Source organism: Streptomyces javensis, from assembly GCF_039525925.1.
GTDB classification, from domain to species: Bacteria; Actinomycetota; Actinomycetes; order Streptomycetales; family Streptomycetaceae; genus Streptomyces; species Streptomyces asiaticus.
Genome location: NZ_BAAAIF010000097.1, coordinates 1 through 14,645, shown reverse-complemented (window position 1 = coordinate 14,645; position 14,645 = coordinate 1). Strand labels below are relative to the sequence as shown.

Genomic DNA, 14,645 nt, shown 5'->3' with positions numbered 1-14,645 from the left:
ACCGACGGCCGCCCCGGCATAGGCGCGGGGCATTCGTAAACCCAGCGTAGTTCGCCGCATCCCGACCGTTAAGAGGTGGTGTCCCGGATGGCGAGATTCTTGTACGAACGGGCGTGCGGGGCGTGACGTGTGCTCCCGGTGTGTGTGGCTGTGCGCCCGTGTGTGCGCTCTGTCTCCGTCGCGGCGGGGACGTTTCGATGGGTCCTGCGTGGGTCGGCCCGCTGTACTGGATCCAGTGGGCTGGGGGACGCCGCCGCCTCATTCCCCGCGGGTGGCGGAACGGTCCGGGAGGCGAACGCCGCCTCCCGGACTGTCGTGTCGGGAGGCGCGAGAGGCGGAAGTTGATTCCTTAGAGGTCGTCCGCAAGACCAACGAGAGCGCCACGGCAATTTGGCTGAATATCGCCCCTCACGGCCGGGCTCCCGCGTCGGGCCGGGGAGGGGGAGGCCCGACGCGGGAAGCCCTCTTCCGCGTGGATCGCGCCCGGATTCGGCATGGATTCCGCCCAGTTCTCCCCCGGAGCGGTGAGCGCGCTTAGCACATGCTGCGGATGGCGCCGCACGCGGTGGCCGTCGTGGCGCGGCGGTAAGGCTCGTGTGTGGTCTGCGGGTTGACGCTCGATCGGTGCTCGGTTGGCGTCCGGTTGATGCTCGATTTGTGCTCTTTCCGTGCGCCCCTTTGTGCGCCTCTTGTGCGCCGCTCCGCACACTCGTCGATCCCCTTGCGCTCTTGCGCGCTCCGATCGTGGCAGCATGGGCCACGGCGGAACGGTGGGTCGTTACCGGCGGTGGTTCCCTCGGTGGGCTCCTTACGGATGCCTTCATGAGAGGCGCCACCCCCTGGGATCAACTCTGCGATTCCTGTGGTCATCTGTGGTCGCAGGACATCCAGGAGATCCATGTTGTTGTCCGGTTCGATGCCGAAACCGTCAACATGCTGTGCATGATGGCACCTACTTCTTGGTTGCCCTGGATGCCCACAGCCTGTGGAGGCGGCGATGCGGTGGTTGGTGGGGTGGAGCAGTACCGCATCCGGCCCGGTCTCCTCGGAGGCCCGCGCGATCCAGCCGGTCGGCGCCCAACTCCTGTGGTCCGACCCCGATCCGCTGTGGGCGGTCGGCGACTGGCGGCCCGATGAGGTACGCGTCGTCCAGACCGACCCCTTCACCCGCCTCGCCGTCTTCGGCTGCTGCGGCGCCTCCGACGAGGAGCTGCGGGTGGGCCTGTTCGCCGCCCGCGGCGGCGCCCTGCGACATCTGACCGCCTGGTCCGGCAGCTACACCGCCGTCGCCCAGGTCGGCCGCCGCGTGACCATCGTCGGCGACCTCGCGGGCGCCCGGCCCGTCTTCCACACCGACTGGGCCGGCGGCACCGCCTACGCCACCGCCGCGCTCCCGCTCGCCGACCTCATCGAGGCCCAGCTCGACGTCGGTCACCTCGGCGCGCTGCTCGCCTGCCCCGACTCGCCCGAGGCCATGGGCGACGGCACGCCCTACATGGGCGTCAGACGCGTCCCCCCGGGCCATGCGCTGATCCTGCGCGACGGCGCCCGCGACATCACCGGCTACGAGCCCACCGCGTCCCTCGCCGTCGCCGCGCCCCCACTCGAGCAGGACAAGGCCGTGGACGCGGTCCGGGACGCCCTCGTGGAGGCCGTACGGGCCCGGCTCACCGCCCCGCGCCACGCCCCCGAGACCGATGACCTCGACCCCGGCCCGGTGCCCGGTATGGGACCCGCCGAGCGACGGGCCGCCCGCGGCGCCCCGGCCCCCGGCATCGGCGCCGATCTGTCCGGAGGCAGCGCCTCCGCCACGCTCGCCCTGCTCGCCGCCGGTCTCCCCGGAATGCCCGGCACCCTCTTCGGGCACGGCACCGAGGCGGGCGAGCGGCTCCTGGCCGTCACCTTCAACGACCTCGCCACGGCGGGCGGCGCCCGCACCCGCGAGGCCGAACTCGAACGGGCCGGGGCCATCGCCGCCAATCCACGGCTGCACCATGTGGTCGTCGCCGCGGGTGAGGACGCCCTGCCGTACGCGGGCCTCGACACCGGCGCCCTTACCGACGAGCCCGGCCCCTCCCTCGTCATCGCCGAACGCCACCGGCGCCGGCTCGCCGCGGGCAGCGCCGACCACTTCATCGGGCACGGCGCCCGCCAGGTGCTCGACGCCCACCCCGCGCGCCTCGCGGACCTGCTGCTCGACCGCCGCAGACGCCATCTGCTGCGCCCCGCGACGGCGCTCGCCAAGGCCGACGGCCCCTCCGCGCAGTCCTTCTTCGTGCCCTTCACGGTCTACCGGGCCGCCCGACGGCTGGCCCGCACCTCCTACCGCGACGGCGTCCAGGAGGCCGCCGCGCGCCTTATGGAGCGCCACTTCGCCGACGAGCAGGCGCTGCACGGCCCCGGCGCCGTATCCGCCTCCCTCGCCGCCCTGACGTGGTGCCGCCCCGGGCCCGCCGCCCGCTGGCTCACCGGCGAGACGCTCGCCGAGGTGTCCCTCCGGCTGGAGGACGCGGCCGTGCGCCCCGTGCTGCTGCGCCGCCCCGGGGAGCGCCGCGCCGACGCCGCCCTCGCCCGCTACGCGGCGGACCACCGCGTCTTCGAGCAGGCCGCCGAGATCCGCAGCCAGCGCCTGCACGCGCCCTTCCTCGACAACCAGGTCGTACGGGCCTGCCGCGCGCTCCCCGAAGCGCTTCGGGTGCAACCGGGGGCGCGCGCCGCGGTGCTGCGGTCGGTGCTCGCCGGAGCGGGCATCCGGGAGCTTCCCCCCGGCTGGGGAGCCACCTCCCACGCCGCCCACACCGCCGCCGTACGGACCGGCATGCGCACCTGGACGGGCGAGCTGATGACCCTCTTCGACGCGCCGCTGCTGGCCGACGCAGGCCTGATCGAGGCCCGTGTCGTCCGTAAGGCGCTGCGCGCAGCCGCACAGGGGGAGCGGCTGCCCCTGGACGGCCTGGCCGAGCTCGTCTCGACCGAAGTCTGGCTGCGGCGCCTGCTGGCCCGCCGAGGCACCTGCTGGACGGGCACGGCGGCGCCACGCCAGCGGGCGGTGGCGGGCGGAGTGGTGCCGCGGCCGAGCCTGTGACGGCTTCCGCACCGAGGCGGCACGAGGCCGCCTTGTGACATATCGCCCCGCGGACTCCTACGGGGACATCGCCCCCGGTGTCCATGGAGCCGGGGTGCTTGCCCATCGCGCTCAGGGAACCGGGGCGCTCGCCGCGCGCCGGAACTCGGCGTTCTTACGGGGGACGAGAGCCCAGCGTTCTTACGGCGGACGAGAAGCCGGTGTCCTTACGGCGGACGAAAACGAATGGATCCCTCCGCCGCCGCTCCGCACCATCTCCCCAGCGGCAATCCGCAACCTAGGAGAATGGCCCCTGTGCGGTATCTGATCCTCGGCACCACCGAAGCGCGCGACGACCACGGCGACCCGCTCCCCCTTGGCGGCCCCCGGATCCGCGCGCTGCTCGCCGCGCTCGCCGTAAGGGCCGCACGCACCGCCCCGGCCTCCGTAGACGTCCTGATCGACGAGGTGTGGGCCGACGACCCTCCGCATGACGCGCCCGCCGCGCTCCAGGCGCTCGTCGGCCGGTTGCGCCGGGCGATCGGCAGGGACGCCGTCGTCTCCTCGCCCGGCGGCTACCGCCTCGCGACCGCGGCGCCCCAGGACGACGTCGACCTGTTGGGCTTCGAGCGGCTGACGCACGAGGGCATACGCGCCCTGGACGCCGACGATCCCGAGACGGCCGCCGCCACCCTCCGTAAGGCGCTCGCCCTGTGGCGCGGCCCGGCCCTCGCCGACCTGCCGGACCGGGACGCGGCCGCCGCCCGCCCCGAGGCGCTCCGGCTGACCGCGCTGCACCGCCGGATCGACGCGGACCTCGCGCTCGACCGCCCTACGGACGTCATACCGGAGCTGCGCGAGCTCGTCGCGGACCATCCGCTCGACGAAACGTTCCACGCCCAGCTGATCCGCGCGCTGCGGGCGGCCGGTCACTCCGCCGACGCCCTCGCGGCCTACGAGGACGTGCGCAGGATCCTCGCCGACCGCCTCGGCACCGACCCGGGAGCGGAGCTGAAGGAGCTCCACAGACGGCTGCTGACGTCGGACGCCGAAGCCTTCCAGGAGCCGCACGGCGGGGGGCCCGTCCCACAGACCGCTCCGCCGAGGGCCGACGGCCACGAGGGGAGCGGGGGCGCACCCCGGGCGGCGGCGGACGGCACGGCGATCGACGGCCGCAGGGCGGCCAGGGGCGCGTACGACGGCCGGGCCGGGGGCGGAGGACCCGACGGCGGGGCGGGAAGCCGCGTCGCCGGCCGGGAGGCGGGCTCGCGCGCCACAGGCCCGCGCACCGCAGGCTCGCGTACGGCTGGCTCGCATACGGCTGGCTTGCATACGGTGGGCTCGCGCACCGCCGTGCCGCCTCTGCCGCATGGCAATCTCAGGGCCCGCCTCACCAGTTTCGTCGGCCGCCAGAAAGAGATCGGCGACATCCTCCGCGATCTGGAGGGCGCCCGGCTGGTCACCCTCACCGGCCCCGGCGGCTCCGGTAAGACCCGCCTCTCCGAGGAGGCCGCCGGGGCGCTGACGGAGGGCTACCCGGATGGCGTCTGGATCGCCGAACTCGCCCGGCTGGACCAGCCCTCCGCCGTCCCCGGCGCCGTCCTGAGCGCGGTCGGCCGCCGCGAGACCATGCTGCTCGCCTCCGGGCTCGAGAGCCGCACCACGGGCGCGGACGGCGGGGATCCGACGAGTCGCCTCGTCGAGTACTGCGCCGACCGCCGGCTGCTGCTCCTGCTCGACAACTGTGAGCACGTCATCGACACCGCGGCCCGGCTCACCGAGACCCTGCTCGCGCACTGCCCGGGGGTGACGGTGCTCGCCACCAGCCGGGAGCCGCTGGGGGTGCCGGGCGAGACCATAAGGCCGGTGGAGCCGCTGCCGCCCGCCCCCGCCCACCAGCTGTTCGCCGAGCGCGCGGCCACCGTACGGCCCGGCTTCGACCCGGCGGCGGACCCGGACACGGCGGCCGCGGTCGCGGAGATCTGCCGACGCCTGGACGGTCTGCCGCTGGCGATCGAGCTGGCCGCGGCGCGGCTGCGGCTGCTGACCCCACGCCAGATCGCGGACCGGCTGGACGACCGCTTCCGCCTGCTGACCAGCGGCAGCAGAACCGCGCTGCCCCGCCAGCAGACCCTGCGGGCCGTCGTCGAGTGGTCCTGGGACCTCTTGGACGAGCGCGAGCGCACCGTGCTGCGCCGTGCGTCGGTCTTCGCGGGCGGGTGGACCCTGTCCGCGGCCGAGGCGGTCTGCGCGGACGTCCTGCCCGTCGCGAGCGCCCTTACGGACGGCACGGACGGCAGAGACGACTCGGACGGCACGGACGGCACGGACGGCAAAGACGGCGATGGCGTCATCGAGGACGGCGTCGGCATTCGTGACGTCCTTACGGACGCGATGGCCGGCACGACGGAGCCGGACGACACGGTTGCGTACGCCGAGACGCGCGCCCCCACGCGCTCTCATACGCGCCCCCAGGCCAAGATCGCGTCCGCCGAGGTGCTGGAACTGCTCGGGGCGCTGGTCGACAAGTCGCTGCTGATCGTCGACCATCCATCGCACGGTGCGGCGGCGGAGTCCTCCGGCCCGGGGGGTGGCGAGCCCCGCTACCGGATGCTGGAGACCATCAACGAGTACGTCGGCGAGCGCGCCACCGAGGACGTCACGGCCCGTGCCGACCACAAGGCCGCCGTGGCCCGTCACACCGCCCACTTCCGGGACTTCATCCGCACCGCCGAACCCCGTCTGCGCTCCGCCGGACAACTGCCCTGGCTGCGCCTCGTCGAGACCGATCTCGACAACATCCGGGCAGCGCTGCACCGCTCCCTGACCACCGGGGACGAGGGCACCGTCTTCGCGCTCATCCGCGACTTGGCGTGGTTCTGGTGGCTGCGCAACTACCGGGACGAGGGCGCCGCATGGGTCGGCCGTGCGCTGGCCCTGGAGAGCCGCCCCCACGGCACGGACGGCGAGGCGGACCGGGCTCCGGGCGGCGGCCATCCCCTCGACCAGTTCCCGCTCATCCCGGCCCGGGTTCCGGACGGCGAGGACGGCGTCGACGAGGAAGCCAGCCGGTACTGGCAGTTCATGGACCTGCGGCTGCTGCTCTTCTTCCTGCTCGCCGAGCAGGGCACCGGCCCGGATCTGGGCGACCCCGAGATCCGGGACGCCGCGGTACGCATGCGTGACGCCTACGCGGGCCATCCAGGGCCCCGCCGCGCGTCCTTCCCTGGTCTGCTGTGGCCCTTCACGGCCTTCGTCATCGAGGGCTTCAGCGGCGAGATGATGCCGCTCATGGACCGGACCGTGGCCGACTGCCGGGCCCACGGCGACGACTGGGCGCTCGGCGTCTCGCTGATGTACCGCACCCACCTCGCCATCGACATGCCGGGCGGCGTCGAGAGCGCCGGCGAAGACCTGGCCGAGCTGCGCGAGCTGGCGGCCCGCGTCGGCGACCGCTGGATGCTCGCCCAGGTGGAGGGCGCGCGCGGCGAGATCGCCACCCATCAAGGCCGGCTCGGCGAGGCGAGGGCCGCCTACGAGAGGGCGACGCGGCTCGCACAGGAGCTCGGCGCCCACACCGAGGTGCCGTTCCTCTACACCCGCCTCGCCGACCTCGCCGTCCACGAAAGGGACGTGGAGGGCGCGCTGCGGCTGGTGGAGCGCTCCGAGGAGGAGGCGGAGCGCTGCGGCACCCAGGACGTGCTGGCCTTCAACGACATCGTGCGCAGCGAGGCCGAGCTGGTGCGCGGCGATCGGGCACGGGCCAGGGCGTATTGCGACGCCGCGCGGCAGCGTGCGCTGCGCGGCACCTCGCCACCGCAGTTCTGGGTCGTGGCCAACGGCCTGGAGGCCCGTATCACCGGCCTGGAGGGCGATCTGGTCGGTGGACTGCGCAAGCTGCGGAACACGCTGCGCGAGGGCCTCGCGGTGAACTCCATGGAGCTGCTGTTGGCCCATCAGGCGGAGTCGGCGGCCGAGCTCCTGACGGGATGCGGACAGGAGCCGCTCGCGGCGCGGCTGCTGGGCGCCGCCGACGGCTGGCGCGGTCGGCTGCCGCGCTCACCGCTGGTGGCCGGGGACGTCGGCGCGACCGCGGCGCGCGCGAGCGAGGCGCTGGGCCGGGACGCGGTGGAGAAGCTGCGCACCGAGAGCACGACCCTGACCCCCGAGGAGGCCCTCCGCCTGCTCGACGAGGCGCTGAGCTCTCTCGACGCCACGGATGCCACAGACACCACAGACACCACGGATGCCACAGACACCACGGATGCTTAAGGTGCCACCGATGCCTCCGACACCACTGGCATCCAGACCGCAACCGCCGATCAGGCGGCAACCGCCGACCGGAGCGCCGCCCCGCCGCCCACCCGCTGACGCGGGTACGGGCAGCAGATGCGACGCCCCGGCCGACCGCCCTATGCCGTCACTCATACGGAGGAGGCGAGACGCGCCGCTCACCCCCTGAATCCGGCACACGAAGACGAGCACATGTCCCGCTCTGGGACCGTCGGCATCACCCCATGGGGCGCGACCGCAGCCCGTCCAGCAGGATGTCCAGCAGCCGGGCCGAGGCCGCCGCCTGCTGCGCCGCGTCCGGCAGCGAGGGCGCCGCCGTGGCGATCACCAGCAACACATCGGCGACCGTCACATCCGGGCGCAGCTCGCCCGCCGCGCGTGCCCGCTCCACCAGTTGCCCGACGACCTCCAGCAGCGCCGCGGCGCCCGCGTCGTCCGCCTCGTCCTCAGCGACCATCGGCCGCTCGACCAGCCGGAGCTCCGGCTGAGCCGGTGCGGCTAACGCCGCCTGCCGCTGCTGCGGCAGCCGGATCTCGGTCTCCACGTCGACCCCGACCCGCAGCACCTGCGGCGGCAGCAGCCGGCCCGCGCCGGACGCGACCGAAGTACGCAGGAACCGGGCCAGCGCCGACCACGGCTCGTTCTCCTGACCCAGCGCCGCCCGCGCCTGATCGGTCAGCCTTGCCGTCTCCTCCTCGGCTATGCGGCGCACCAGCACGTCCTTGCTGGGGAACCGCCGATAGACGGTGCCCACCCCTACCCGCGCCCGGCGTGCCACGTCTTCCATCGGAGCCCCGTACCCCAGCTCACCGAAGACCTCGCGCGCCGCCCGCAGGACGTGCTCCAGATTGCGCTGCGCGTCCACGCGCAGCGGTGTGTTCCGTCCGCCGTTTCCGTCCGACGACGCGACGGCTGCGGACCATGACGAACCCTGAAGGTGCATAAGTGATCCCCCGGTAATGATGTCTCCCCCCGGAGACTCCCCGCCCAGACTGTCGAGGCAGTCACAACCCCGACGAAGTACGAACATAGTTGAGCGCAGGTCAAGAAAGAAGAGGGTAGCTCGGGACAGAACGCCCCCCGATCAGAGCAGCAGACCGCCTCTTTCCGGCTATCCGCCCGCCCGCCCCCACGCATCCCGGGGCTGACCTGCGGACATTTCGTACGTGTAACCGATTCCGCGGCTCGGGACCGACTGAGCCGTCCGGTCACACAATTCGCCGGGCCTGTGGACAAACCGCGGTCGCACGTGCCTCATGGGAGGGTGAAGGAACCAGCGCGCATTCTCGTTATCGGTGGTGGCTACGTCGGGATGTACGCCGCGCTGCGCCTCCAGCGAAAGCTGAAGCGGGAGCTGAGGCACGGCGGCGTGCAGGTCATCGTGGTGGACCCCGAGCCGTATATGACCTACCAGCCGTTCCTGCCCGAGGCGGCGGCCGGATCGATCTCGCCCCGCCATGTGGTGGTGCCGTTGCGGCGGGTGCTGCCCGACTGCACGGTCGTCATCGGCGAGGCCACCGCGATCCACCACGGCAAACGCACCGCGACCGTGAGAACCCTCGCCACGGAGGAAGAGGGCACCGGCACGGTCGACATCCACTACGACGAGCTGGTGCTGGCCCCCGGATCCGTGTCCCGCGCCCTCCCGGTCCCCGGGCTCGCCGAATTCGGCATCGGCTTCAAGACCGTCGAGGAGGCCATCGGCCTGCGCAACCACGTCCTCGAACAGCTGGACATCGCCTCCTCGACCCGGGACCCGGACGTCCGCGACGCGGCGCTGACCTTCGTCTTCGTCGGCGGCGGATACGCGGGCGTCGAGGCGCTCGGCGAGCTGGAGGACATGGCCCGGTACGCCGTCCGCTACTACCACAACATCGCCCCCGAAGACCTGAAGTGGATCCTCGTCGAGGCCACCGACCGGATCCTTCCGGAGGTCGGCGAGGAGATGGGCAAGTACGCCGTCCGGGAGCTGCGCGGCCGCAATATCGACGTACGGCTGGAGACCCGCCTGGACTCCTGTGTCGACCGGGTCGCCGCACTGAGTGACGGCTCGCGCTTCCCCACCCGCACGCTCGTGTGGACCGCGGGCGTCAAACCGCACCCGATCCTCGCCTCCAGCGATCTGCCCCTGAACGAGCGCGGCCGGCTCAAATGCACCGCGGCGCTCCAGGTCGAGGGCGTGGAGCACGCCTGGTCGGCCGGGGACGCCGCGTCGGTGCCCGACCTGACGGCCGACCGGCCCGATGCGGTCTGCGCCCCCAACGCACAGCACGCCGTGCGCCAGGCCAAGGTCCTCGCCGAGAACGTGGCCGCCGCGATCGCGGGTCAGCCGCTCACGGACTACGCGCACAAGTACGCGGGCTCCGTGGCGTCCCTGGGGCTCCACAGAGGCGTCGCACACGTCTACGGGCGCAAGTTGAAGGGCTACCCGGCGTGGTTCATGCACCGCGTCTACCACCTCAGCCGGGTGCCGACGTTCAACCGTAAGGCACGCGTGCTGTCCGAATGGATTCTGTCGGGGCTGTTCAAACGCGAGATCGTCTCCCTGGGGTCGCTGGAGAACCCGCGCGCCGAGTTCAAACTCGCCGCGGACACCGGTCGCCATCCCGGGGCCAGTTGAGCCGATCGGGGCGGAGCCGGGAACTCCCCTCCCACGATCGGCGTCTCACGGATGTCAGTCCGGTCGGCCACACTGGTCGTGTGACCATGGGTGGGCTCGTATCTGCAAAGAGTGACAATCGCGAGGATTCGGAAGTTTGCTGCATTCCCCTGGGGGCCGTCCCCCGTACCCGCACCCATCTCCCCGATCCCGCGCCGGCGCGCCGCTCAGCCACCACCCCACGAGGTAATCCGCAGTGAACTTCACGCGCTGGAGCGCCCGGCTCCCCCGAACCCAGCGACGCATCGCCGCCCGGGCAGACCGCGGTGCGCGGCGGCCGAAGCCCGCGGCCGCCGCGGGCTGCGGCGCCGTCCCGGCGGCCCGGGGCGAGAGCGCCGACCCCGCGGGGCGCGGTGAGCCTCCCGCTGCCGCCCCTTCCGACGTCGCGCCGCCCGCCGCCGTCCCGACCCTCGACGGGCTGTCCGCCCATGACCTCCTCGGCCAGGTGCCGGCGCTGGTCGCGGTGGTCTACGGCCCCGAGCACCGCATCGCCTATCTCAACGACACCTATGTCGGGCTCTTCGGCTCCCGGACCCCCGGCACACCCGCCGGCCAGGCCCTGCCCGAGCTGAGGGAGCTGGGGCTGCTGCCGCTCATGGACCAGGTCCTGCGCAGCGGCAAGCCCCGTACGGTCAAGTCCCGGCGGGTGCCCGCGGGCGGCCCGGCGACCACGCCCGGGCCGCGGCAGGAGGGCGCGGCCCCCGGCCCCGGCCGGTCCCGCCACGGCTACTACACCTTCACCTGCTCCCCGATCGAGATGACCGCGCCGAAGGCCATCGCTCCCGCTCAGGCGGCGGATGATCGGGCGGCGGAGGCGGACCTGGACGGAACGCCGGTGGACGGAACACCCGTGGACGGATCGCCGGTGGACGGATCGCCGGTGGTCGGCTCGATCCGGGAAGGCGTCGTCCGTAAGGCCGTCGCCGTGCCGGATGCGGTCGCCACCGAGACGGTCGTCGCCGACACCGGCCCGGCCACCGAGCCGGTCCGCGGCGTGCTCGTCTTCGGGGCCGACGTCACCGACCAGGTCGAATCCGCTGAGCGGCTGCGCGCCAGCGAGCGCCTCCAGCGCGAGGCCGCCGTCACCCTCCAGCGCAGCCTCCTCCCCCAGGGGCTGGAGCAGCCCGACGATCTGCGGGTGGCCGCCACCTACCAGCCCGGCGGCACGGACGCCGCGGTGGGCGGCGACTGGTACGACGTCATCACCCTGGGCGCCGGCCGCACCGCCCTCGTCATCGGCGACGTCATGGGGCGCGGGGTGCGGGCGGCCGCCGTCATGGGCCAGCTGCGCACCGCCGTACGCGCCTACGCCCGGCTCGACCTCCCGCCGCACGAGGTCCTGCAACTCCTCGACGGCCTGGCCGCCGAGATCGACCCCCACCAGATCGCCACGTGCGTCTACGCCGTCCACGACCCCAACGAGAACCGCCTCGTCTACGCCTCCGCGGGCCATCTGCCGATCCTGGTCCGCGACCCGGACGGCACCGTGCGCCGCGCATCCGAGCCCACCGGACCGCCCCTCGGCACCGGCGGCTGGCTGCACACCACGGGCTCGGTCCCGCTCGGCCCCGGGGCCAGCGCGGTCCTCTACACCGACGGCCTGGTGGAGCGGCGGGACAAGGACATCTACGACGGAGTGGCCGCGCTCGAGCGCGTCTTCGCGGGCGCGACCGGCTCACCCCAGGTGATGTGCGACCGCCTCATCAGGGCCCTGGGCATCACCGCGGAGCACGACGACGATGTGGCGGTGCTGGTCCTCCAGCACCCCGCCCGTACGGGGCATGACGCGGAGCTCTTCCACAACGCCGCGCTGGAACTCCTCGGCGGAGTGGAAGCCGCACCGCGCGCCCGAGCCTTCGCCTCAGGGGTCCTCGCCAGCTGGCGCTTCCCCATGGAGCTGCGCGATCTGGGCGTGCTCGCCGCCAGCGAGCTCGTGGCCAACTCCCTCCAGCACGGCACACCGCCCATGCGGCTGCGGCTGCGCCGTACCGACCGCCGGCTGATCATCGAGGTGACGGACGGCGATGAGCATCTGCCGCGCCGCCGCCGGGCCGAACCGGTGGACGAGGCCGGACGCGGCATCTCGATCGTCGCGACCATCGCCTCGTCCTGGGGCTCACGCCGCACACCGGGCGGCGGCAAGGCGGTGTGGTGCGAGTTCGCCCTGCCCGCGGGCTAGCCCCACGGGGCCCGGCGGCACGGGCCTGAGCGGGGACACGACCGCCCCCCGACCGACGGATCGCCCTGGCACGGCGGAGCCGATTGGCTCCTTCGCCGCGCCAGGGCGATGGCGGGATGTCCGGCCGGGTCAGGCCGCGGTGGTCACCTCGTCCGACGAGGCCGCCCGCGGCGCGGGCACCGCGGCCCCGGCGACCGCCCGCAGCGGATTGTCCTGCTCGGCCGTGAGCCGCCGGCCGAGCATCAGCGCGAGCGCGGTGATGCCGAGCGAGCAGACGACCAGCGTCACGATGTACGCCCCGTACAGCCCGGCGCCCGCCATCAGCCCGCCGGCCGCCGGACCCACCGCCAGGGCCAGCTGCTTGACCAGTGCGAACGCCGAGTTGTACTGACCGAGTGCCGACGGCGGCGCCAGATCGGCGACCAGCGGCGCGACGGTCGGCGACAGCATGGCCTCACCGAGCCCGAAGAGCGCGTACGCCGAGATGATCGCGGTGACGCCGATGGCCTGGCTCCCGGGTATCAGCCCGGCGGTCCCGGCGACGCACCACGCCACCGTCCAGACCAGCCCGACCAGCGCCATCACCCGGCTGCGCCGCCGCCGCTCGACCAGCTTGAGCACGACGAACTGCGCCAGCACGATCGCCGCCGTGTTCGCGGCCAGGGCGATGCCCAGCATCGACGGCGATATCCGGGCCACATCCACCGCGAACGCCGACAGCCCGGACTCGAACTGGCCGTAGCAGGCGAAGAACATGACGAAGCCCAGCGCGCACAGCTGCACCATGGCGCGGTGGCCGAGCAGGGCACGCCAACCGCCGGAGCCGCCGAGCCGCTCATCGACGGTCGGCACCGGGGCGTCGAACACCGGCGTCCGCTCCAGCCTTACGGTCGCCACCGCCGCGCCGAGCACCAGGAACATCACCGCGTCGATCGCGAAGAGCCGCACAAAGCTCGAGGCGGCGGAGGTGTCCACCAGCAGCCCCCCGAGCAGCCCGCCGACGCCGAGGCCCAGATTGCCGAGGAAGAACTGAGTGGCGAAGGCCCGCGACCGGGTGACCGGCGTCGAGCACCAGACGATCAGCGTGGCCAGGGCCGGCTGTATGGCCGCGATGCCCGCGCCCAGCACTCCGGCCGCGGCGATGACCAGCGGCTCGCTCGCCGCCAGCCCGAGCCCCATCGATCCGACAGCGGCGGCGACCGCGCCCGCGACGGCAACGGACAGCGGCCCTCGCCGGTCGATCACCCGACCGATGAAGGGCAGCACGGCAAGCGCGGCCACGGCGAACGTCGCGAGCACCATGCCCGCGGTATTCGCACCGAGGTCCCGCACCTGCGCCACATAGACGAAGAGGAACGGGACCGTGAAGCCGTTGCCGAACGCGCTCAGCGCGTTGCCCAGCTGGATACGGCGCAGCGCTGCGCCCATCGCGGTGGTCACACTCACCTACCTAGGTCGAGGAGGGTCATAGGACTACGGGCCTGACCTGCGGGTCAGCCCGGAGGATCGATGTCTGAAGACTTCGAAGCTAAACTTCAATGCTTAAGAGTACAGAGCGAAGGACTTCAGCGCCAATGAGTTTCGTGTCATACTCCGCACATGGCGGAGACCCCCGACCCGGACGACCTGCTGAGCCTCGAAGAGCAGATCGCGGCCTACCAGCGTGAGTTCCAGGACCTGGACCCTCAGGTGGAGCAGGTCGTCAGCGCCCTCAGCCGGCTCACCCGGCGAATGAACGTCGCCTATGGCCGCCAGTCGGCCACGCTGGGGATCAGCAACTCCGAGTGGGAGGTCCTCAAGGTGCTCGTCCTCTCCGGGGCTCCCTACCGCCTGGGCCCCGGTGACCTGGCCAAGCGGCTGGGCCTCACCCCCGCGGCCATGACCCACCGCATCGATCGCATGGTGAACGAGGGCCTGGTCACCCGTGAGCGTGATGCGGACAACCGCGTCCGCGTCATCGTCGAGCTGACTCCGGATGGACGGGAGAAGTGGGTCGAGGCGATGCGCCAGGCCACGGTCTTCGAGGCGGACCTTCTCCAGGACCTCTCCAGCGAGGAGCGCGGAGCCCTCGGCGAGATGCTCACCCGTGTGTTGCGCCGGGTGGAGGAGGACCAACCTGACGCTGATGGACGGCTGACCGACCTCGACTGAGGCATTCGGCCTAGCCGAGGTTGACACGGGTACGGGCGATCCGTAATGTACTCTGAGCTGCCACGGAGCCGTAACGGTTTCACCGGTCAGCACTCGAGCCGCACCGGCGGCAAACCACTACTGCACGGCCCCTCATCGGGATGGATTTCGGCATGCCGGAATTCGGACCGGGGGAACTCGATTATGAGCATCCGGGGGAATCCGCTAAAGTAGTGGACACGCCGGAAGGCGCGAAAGACCCCGCTCCAGCAGGGGGCCGGAAACGGAATTCGGATCGGAAACGACCGGAAATCGGATCT

Annotated in this window: 7 protein-coding genes; 5 read left to right on the top strand and 2 right to left on the bottom strand. The window is 72.7% G+C overall.

All coding sequences use genetic code 11. The annotated features are described in order from the left end of the window. The first annotated feature begins 997 nt into the window (after positions 1 to 997). Together ABD329_RS43850 and ABD329_RS43845 are read left to right on the top strand one after the other, a co-directional pair. On the top strand, positions 998 to 3,085 hold the full coding sequence (locus ABD329_RS43850; RefSeq protein WP_198279052.1) for an asparagine synthase-related protein: 2,088 nt from the start codon (positions 998 to 1,000) through the stop codon (positions 3,083 to 3,085). Between the two features lie 294 nt (positions 3,086 to 3,379). Then, complete coding sequence (locus tag ABD329_RS43845) at positions 3,380 to 7,336, top strand: AfsR/SARP family transcriptional regulator (protein WP_198279055.1); 3,957 nt, start codon at positions 3,380 to 3,382, stop codon at positions 7,334 to 7,336. A gap of 238 nt (positions 7,337 to 7,574) precedes the next feature. On the opposite strand, the gene ABD329_RS43840 is transcribed toward ABD329_RS43845, so the two are convergent. After that, positions 7,575 to 8,300, bottom strand: a complete 726-nt coding sequence (locus ABD329_RS43840; RefSeq protein WP_198279051.1) for a TetR/AcrR family transcriptional regulator — start codon at positions 8,298 to 8,300, stop codon at positions 7,575 to 7,577. Positions 8,301 to 8,621: 321 nt separating this feature from the next. On the opposite strand from ABD329_RS43840, the gene ABD329_RS43835 reads away from it, so the two are divergent. Both ABD329_RS43835 and ABD329_RS43830 read left to right on the top strand, forming a co-directional pair. Continuing rightward, complete coding sequence (locus ABD329_RS43835; protein ID WP_198280875.1) at positions 8,622 to 9,977, top strand: NAD(P)/FAD-dependent oxidoreductase; 1,356 nt, start codon at positions 8,622 to 8,624, stop codon at positions 9,975 to 9,977. A 235-nt stretch (positions 9,978 to 10,212) separates the two neighbouring features. After that, the gene (locus tag ABD329_RS43830) at positions 10,213 to 12,195 is read left to right on the top strand and encodes an ATP-binding SpoIIE family protein phosphatase (RefSeq protein WP_344317915.1); all 1,983 of its coding nucleotides are present in this window, start codon (positions 10,213 to 10,215) and stop codon (positions 12,193 to 12,195) included. Positions 12,196 to 12,324: 129 nt separating this feature from the next. On the opposite strand, the gene ABD329_RS43825 is transcribed toward ABD329_RS43830, so the two are convergent. Next, positions 12,325 to 13,635, bottom strand: coding sequence for an MFS transporter (locus tag ABD329_RS43825; RefSeq protein WP_198280876.1), 1,311 nt, complete (start codon positions 13,633 to 13,635; stop codon positions 12,325 to 12,327). Positions 13,636 to 13,794: 159 nt separating this feature from the next. On the opposite strand from ABD329_RS43825, the gene ABD329_RS43820 reads away from it, so the two are divergent. Further along, complete coding sequence (locus tag ABD329_RS43820; RefSeq protein WP_198280873.1) at positions 13,795 to 14,346, top strand: MarR family winged helix-turn-helix transcriptional regulator; 552 nt, start codon at positions 13,795 to 13,797, stop codon at positions 14,344 to 14,346. Positions 14,347 to 14,645 lie beyond the last annotated feature (299 nt).

Bases quoted from the DNA above. Each gene is read 5' to 3' on its own strand.
- ABD329_RS43850 (WP_198279052.1), top strand. From the start codon at position 998: ATGCGGTGGTTGGTGGGGTGGAGCAGTACCGCATCCGGCCCGGTCTCC.
- ABD329_RS43840 (WP_198279051.1), bottom strand. From the start codon at position 8,300: ATGCACCTTCAGGGTTCGTCATGGTCCGCAGCCGTCGCGTCGTCGGAC.
- ABD329_RS43820 (WP_198280873.1), top strand. From the start codon at position 13,795: ATGGCGGAGACCCCCGACCCGGACGACCTGCTGAGCCTCGAAGAGCAG.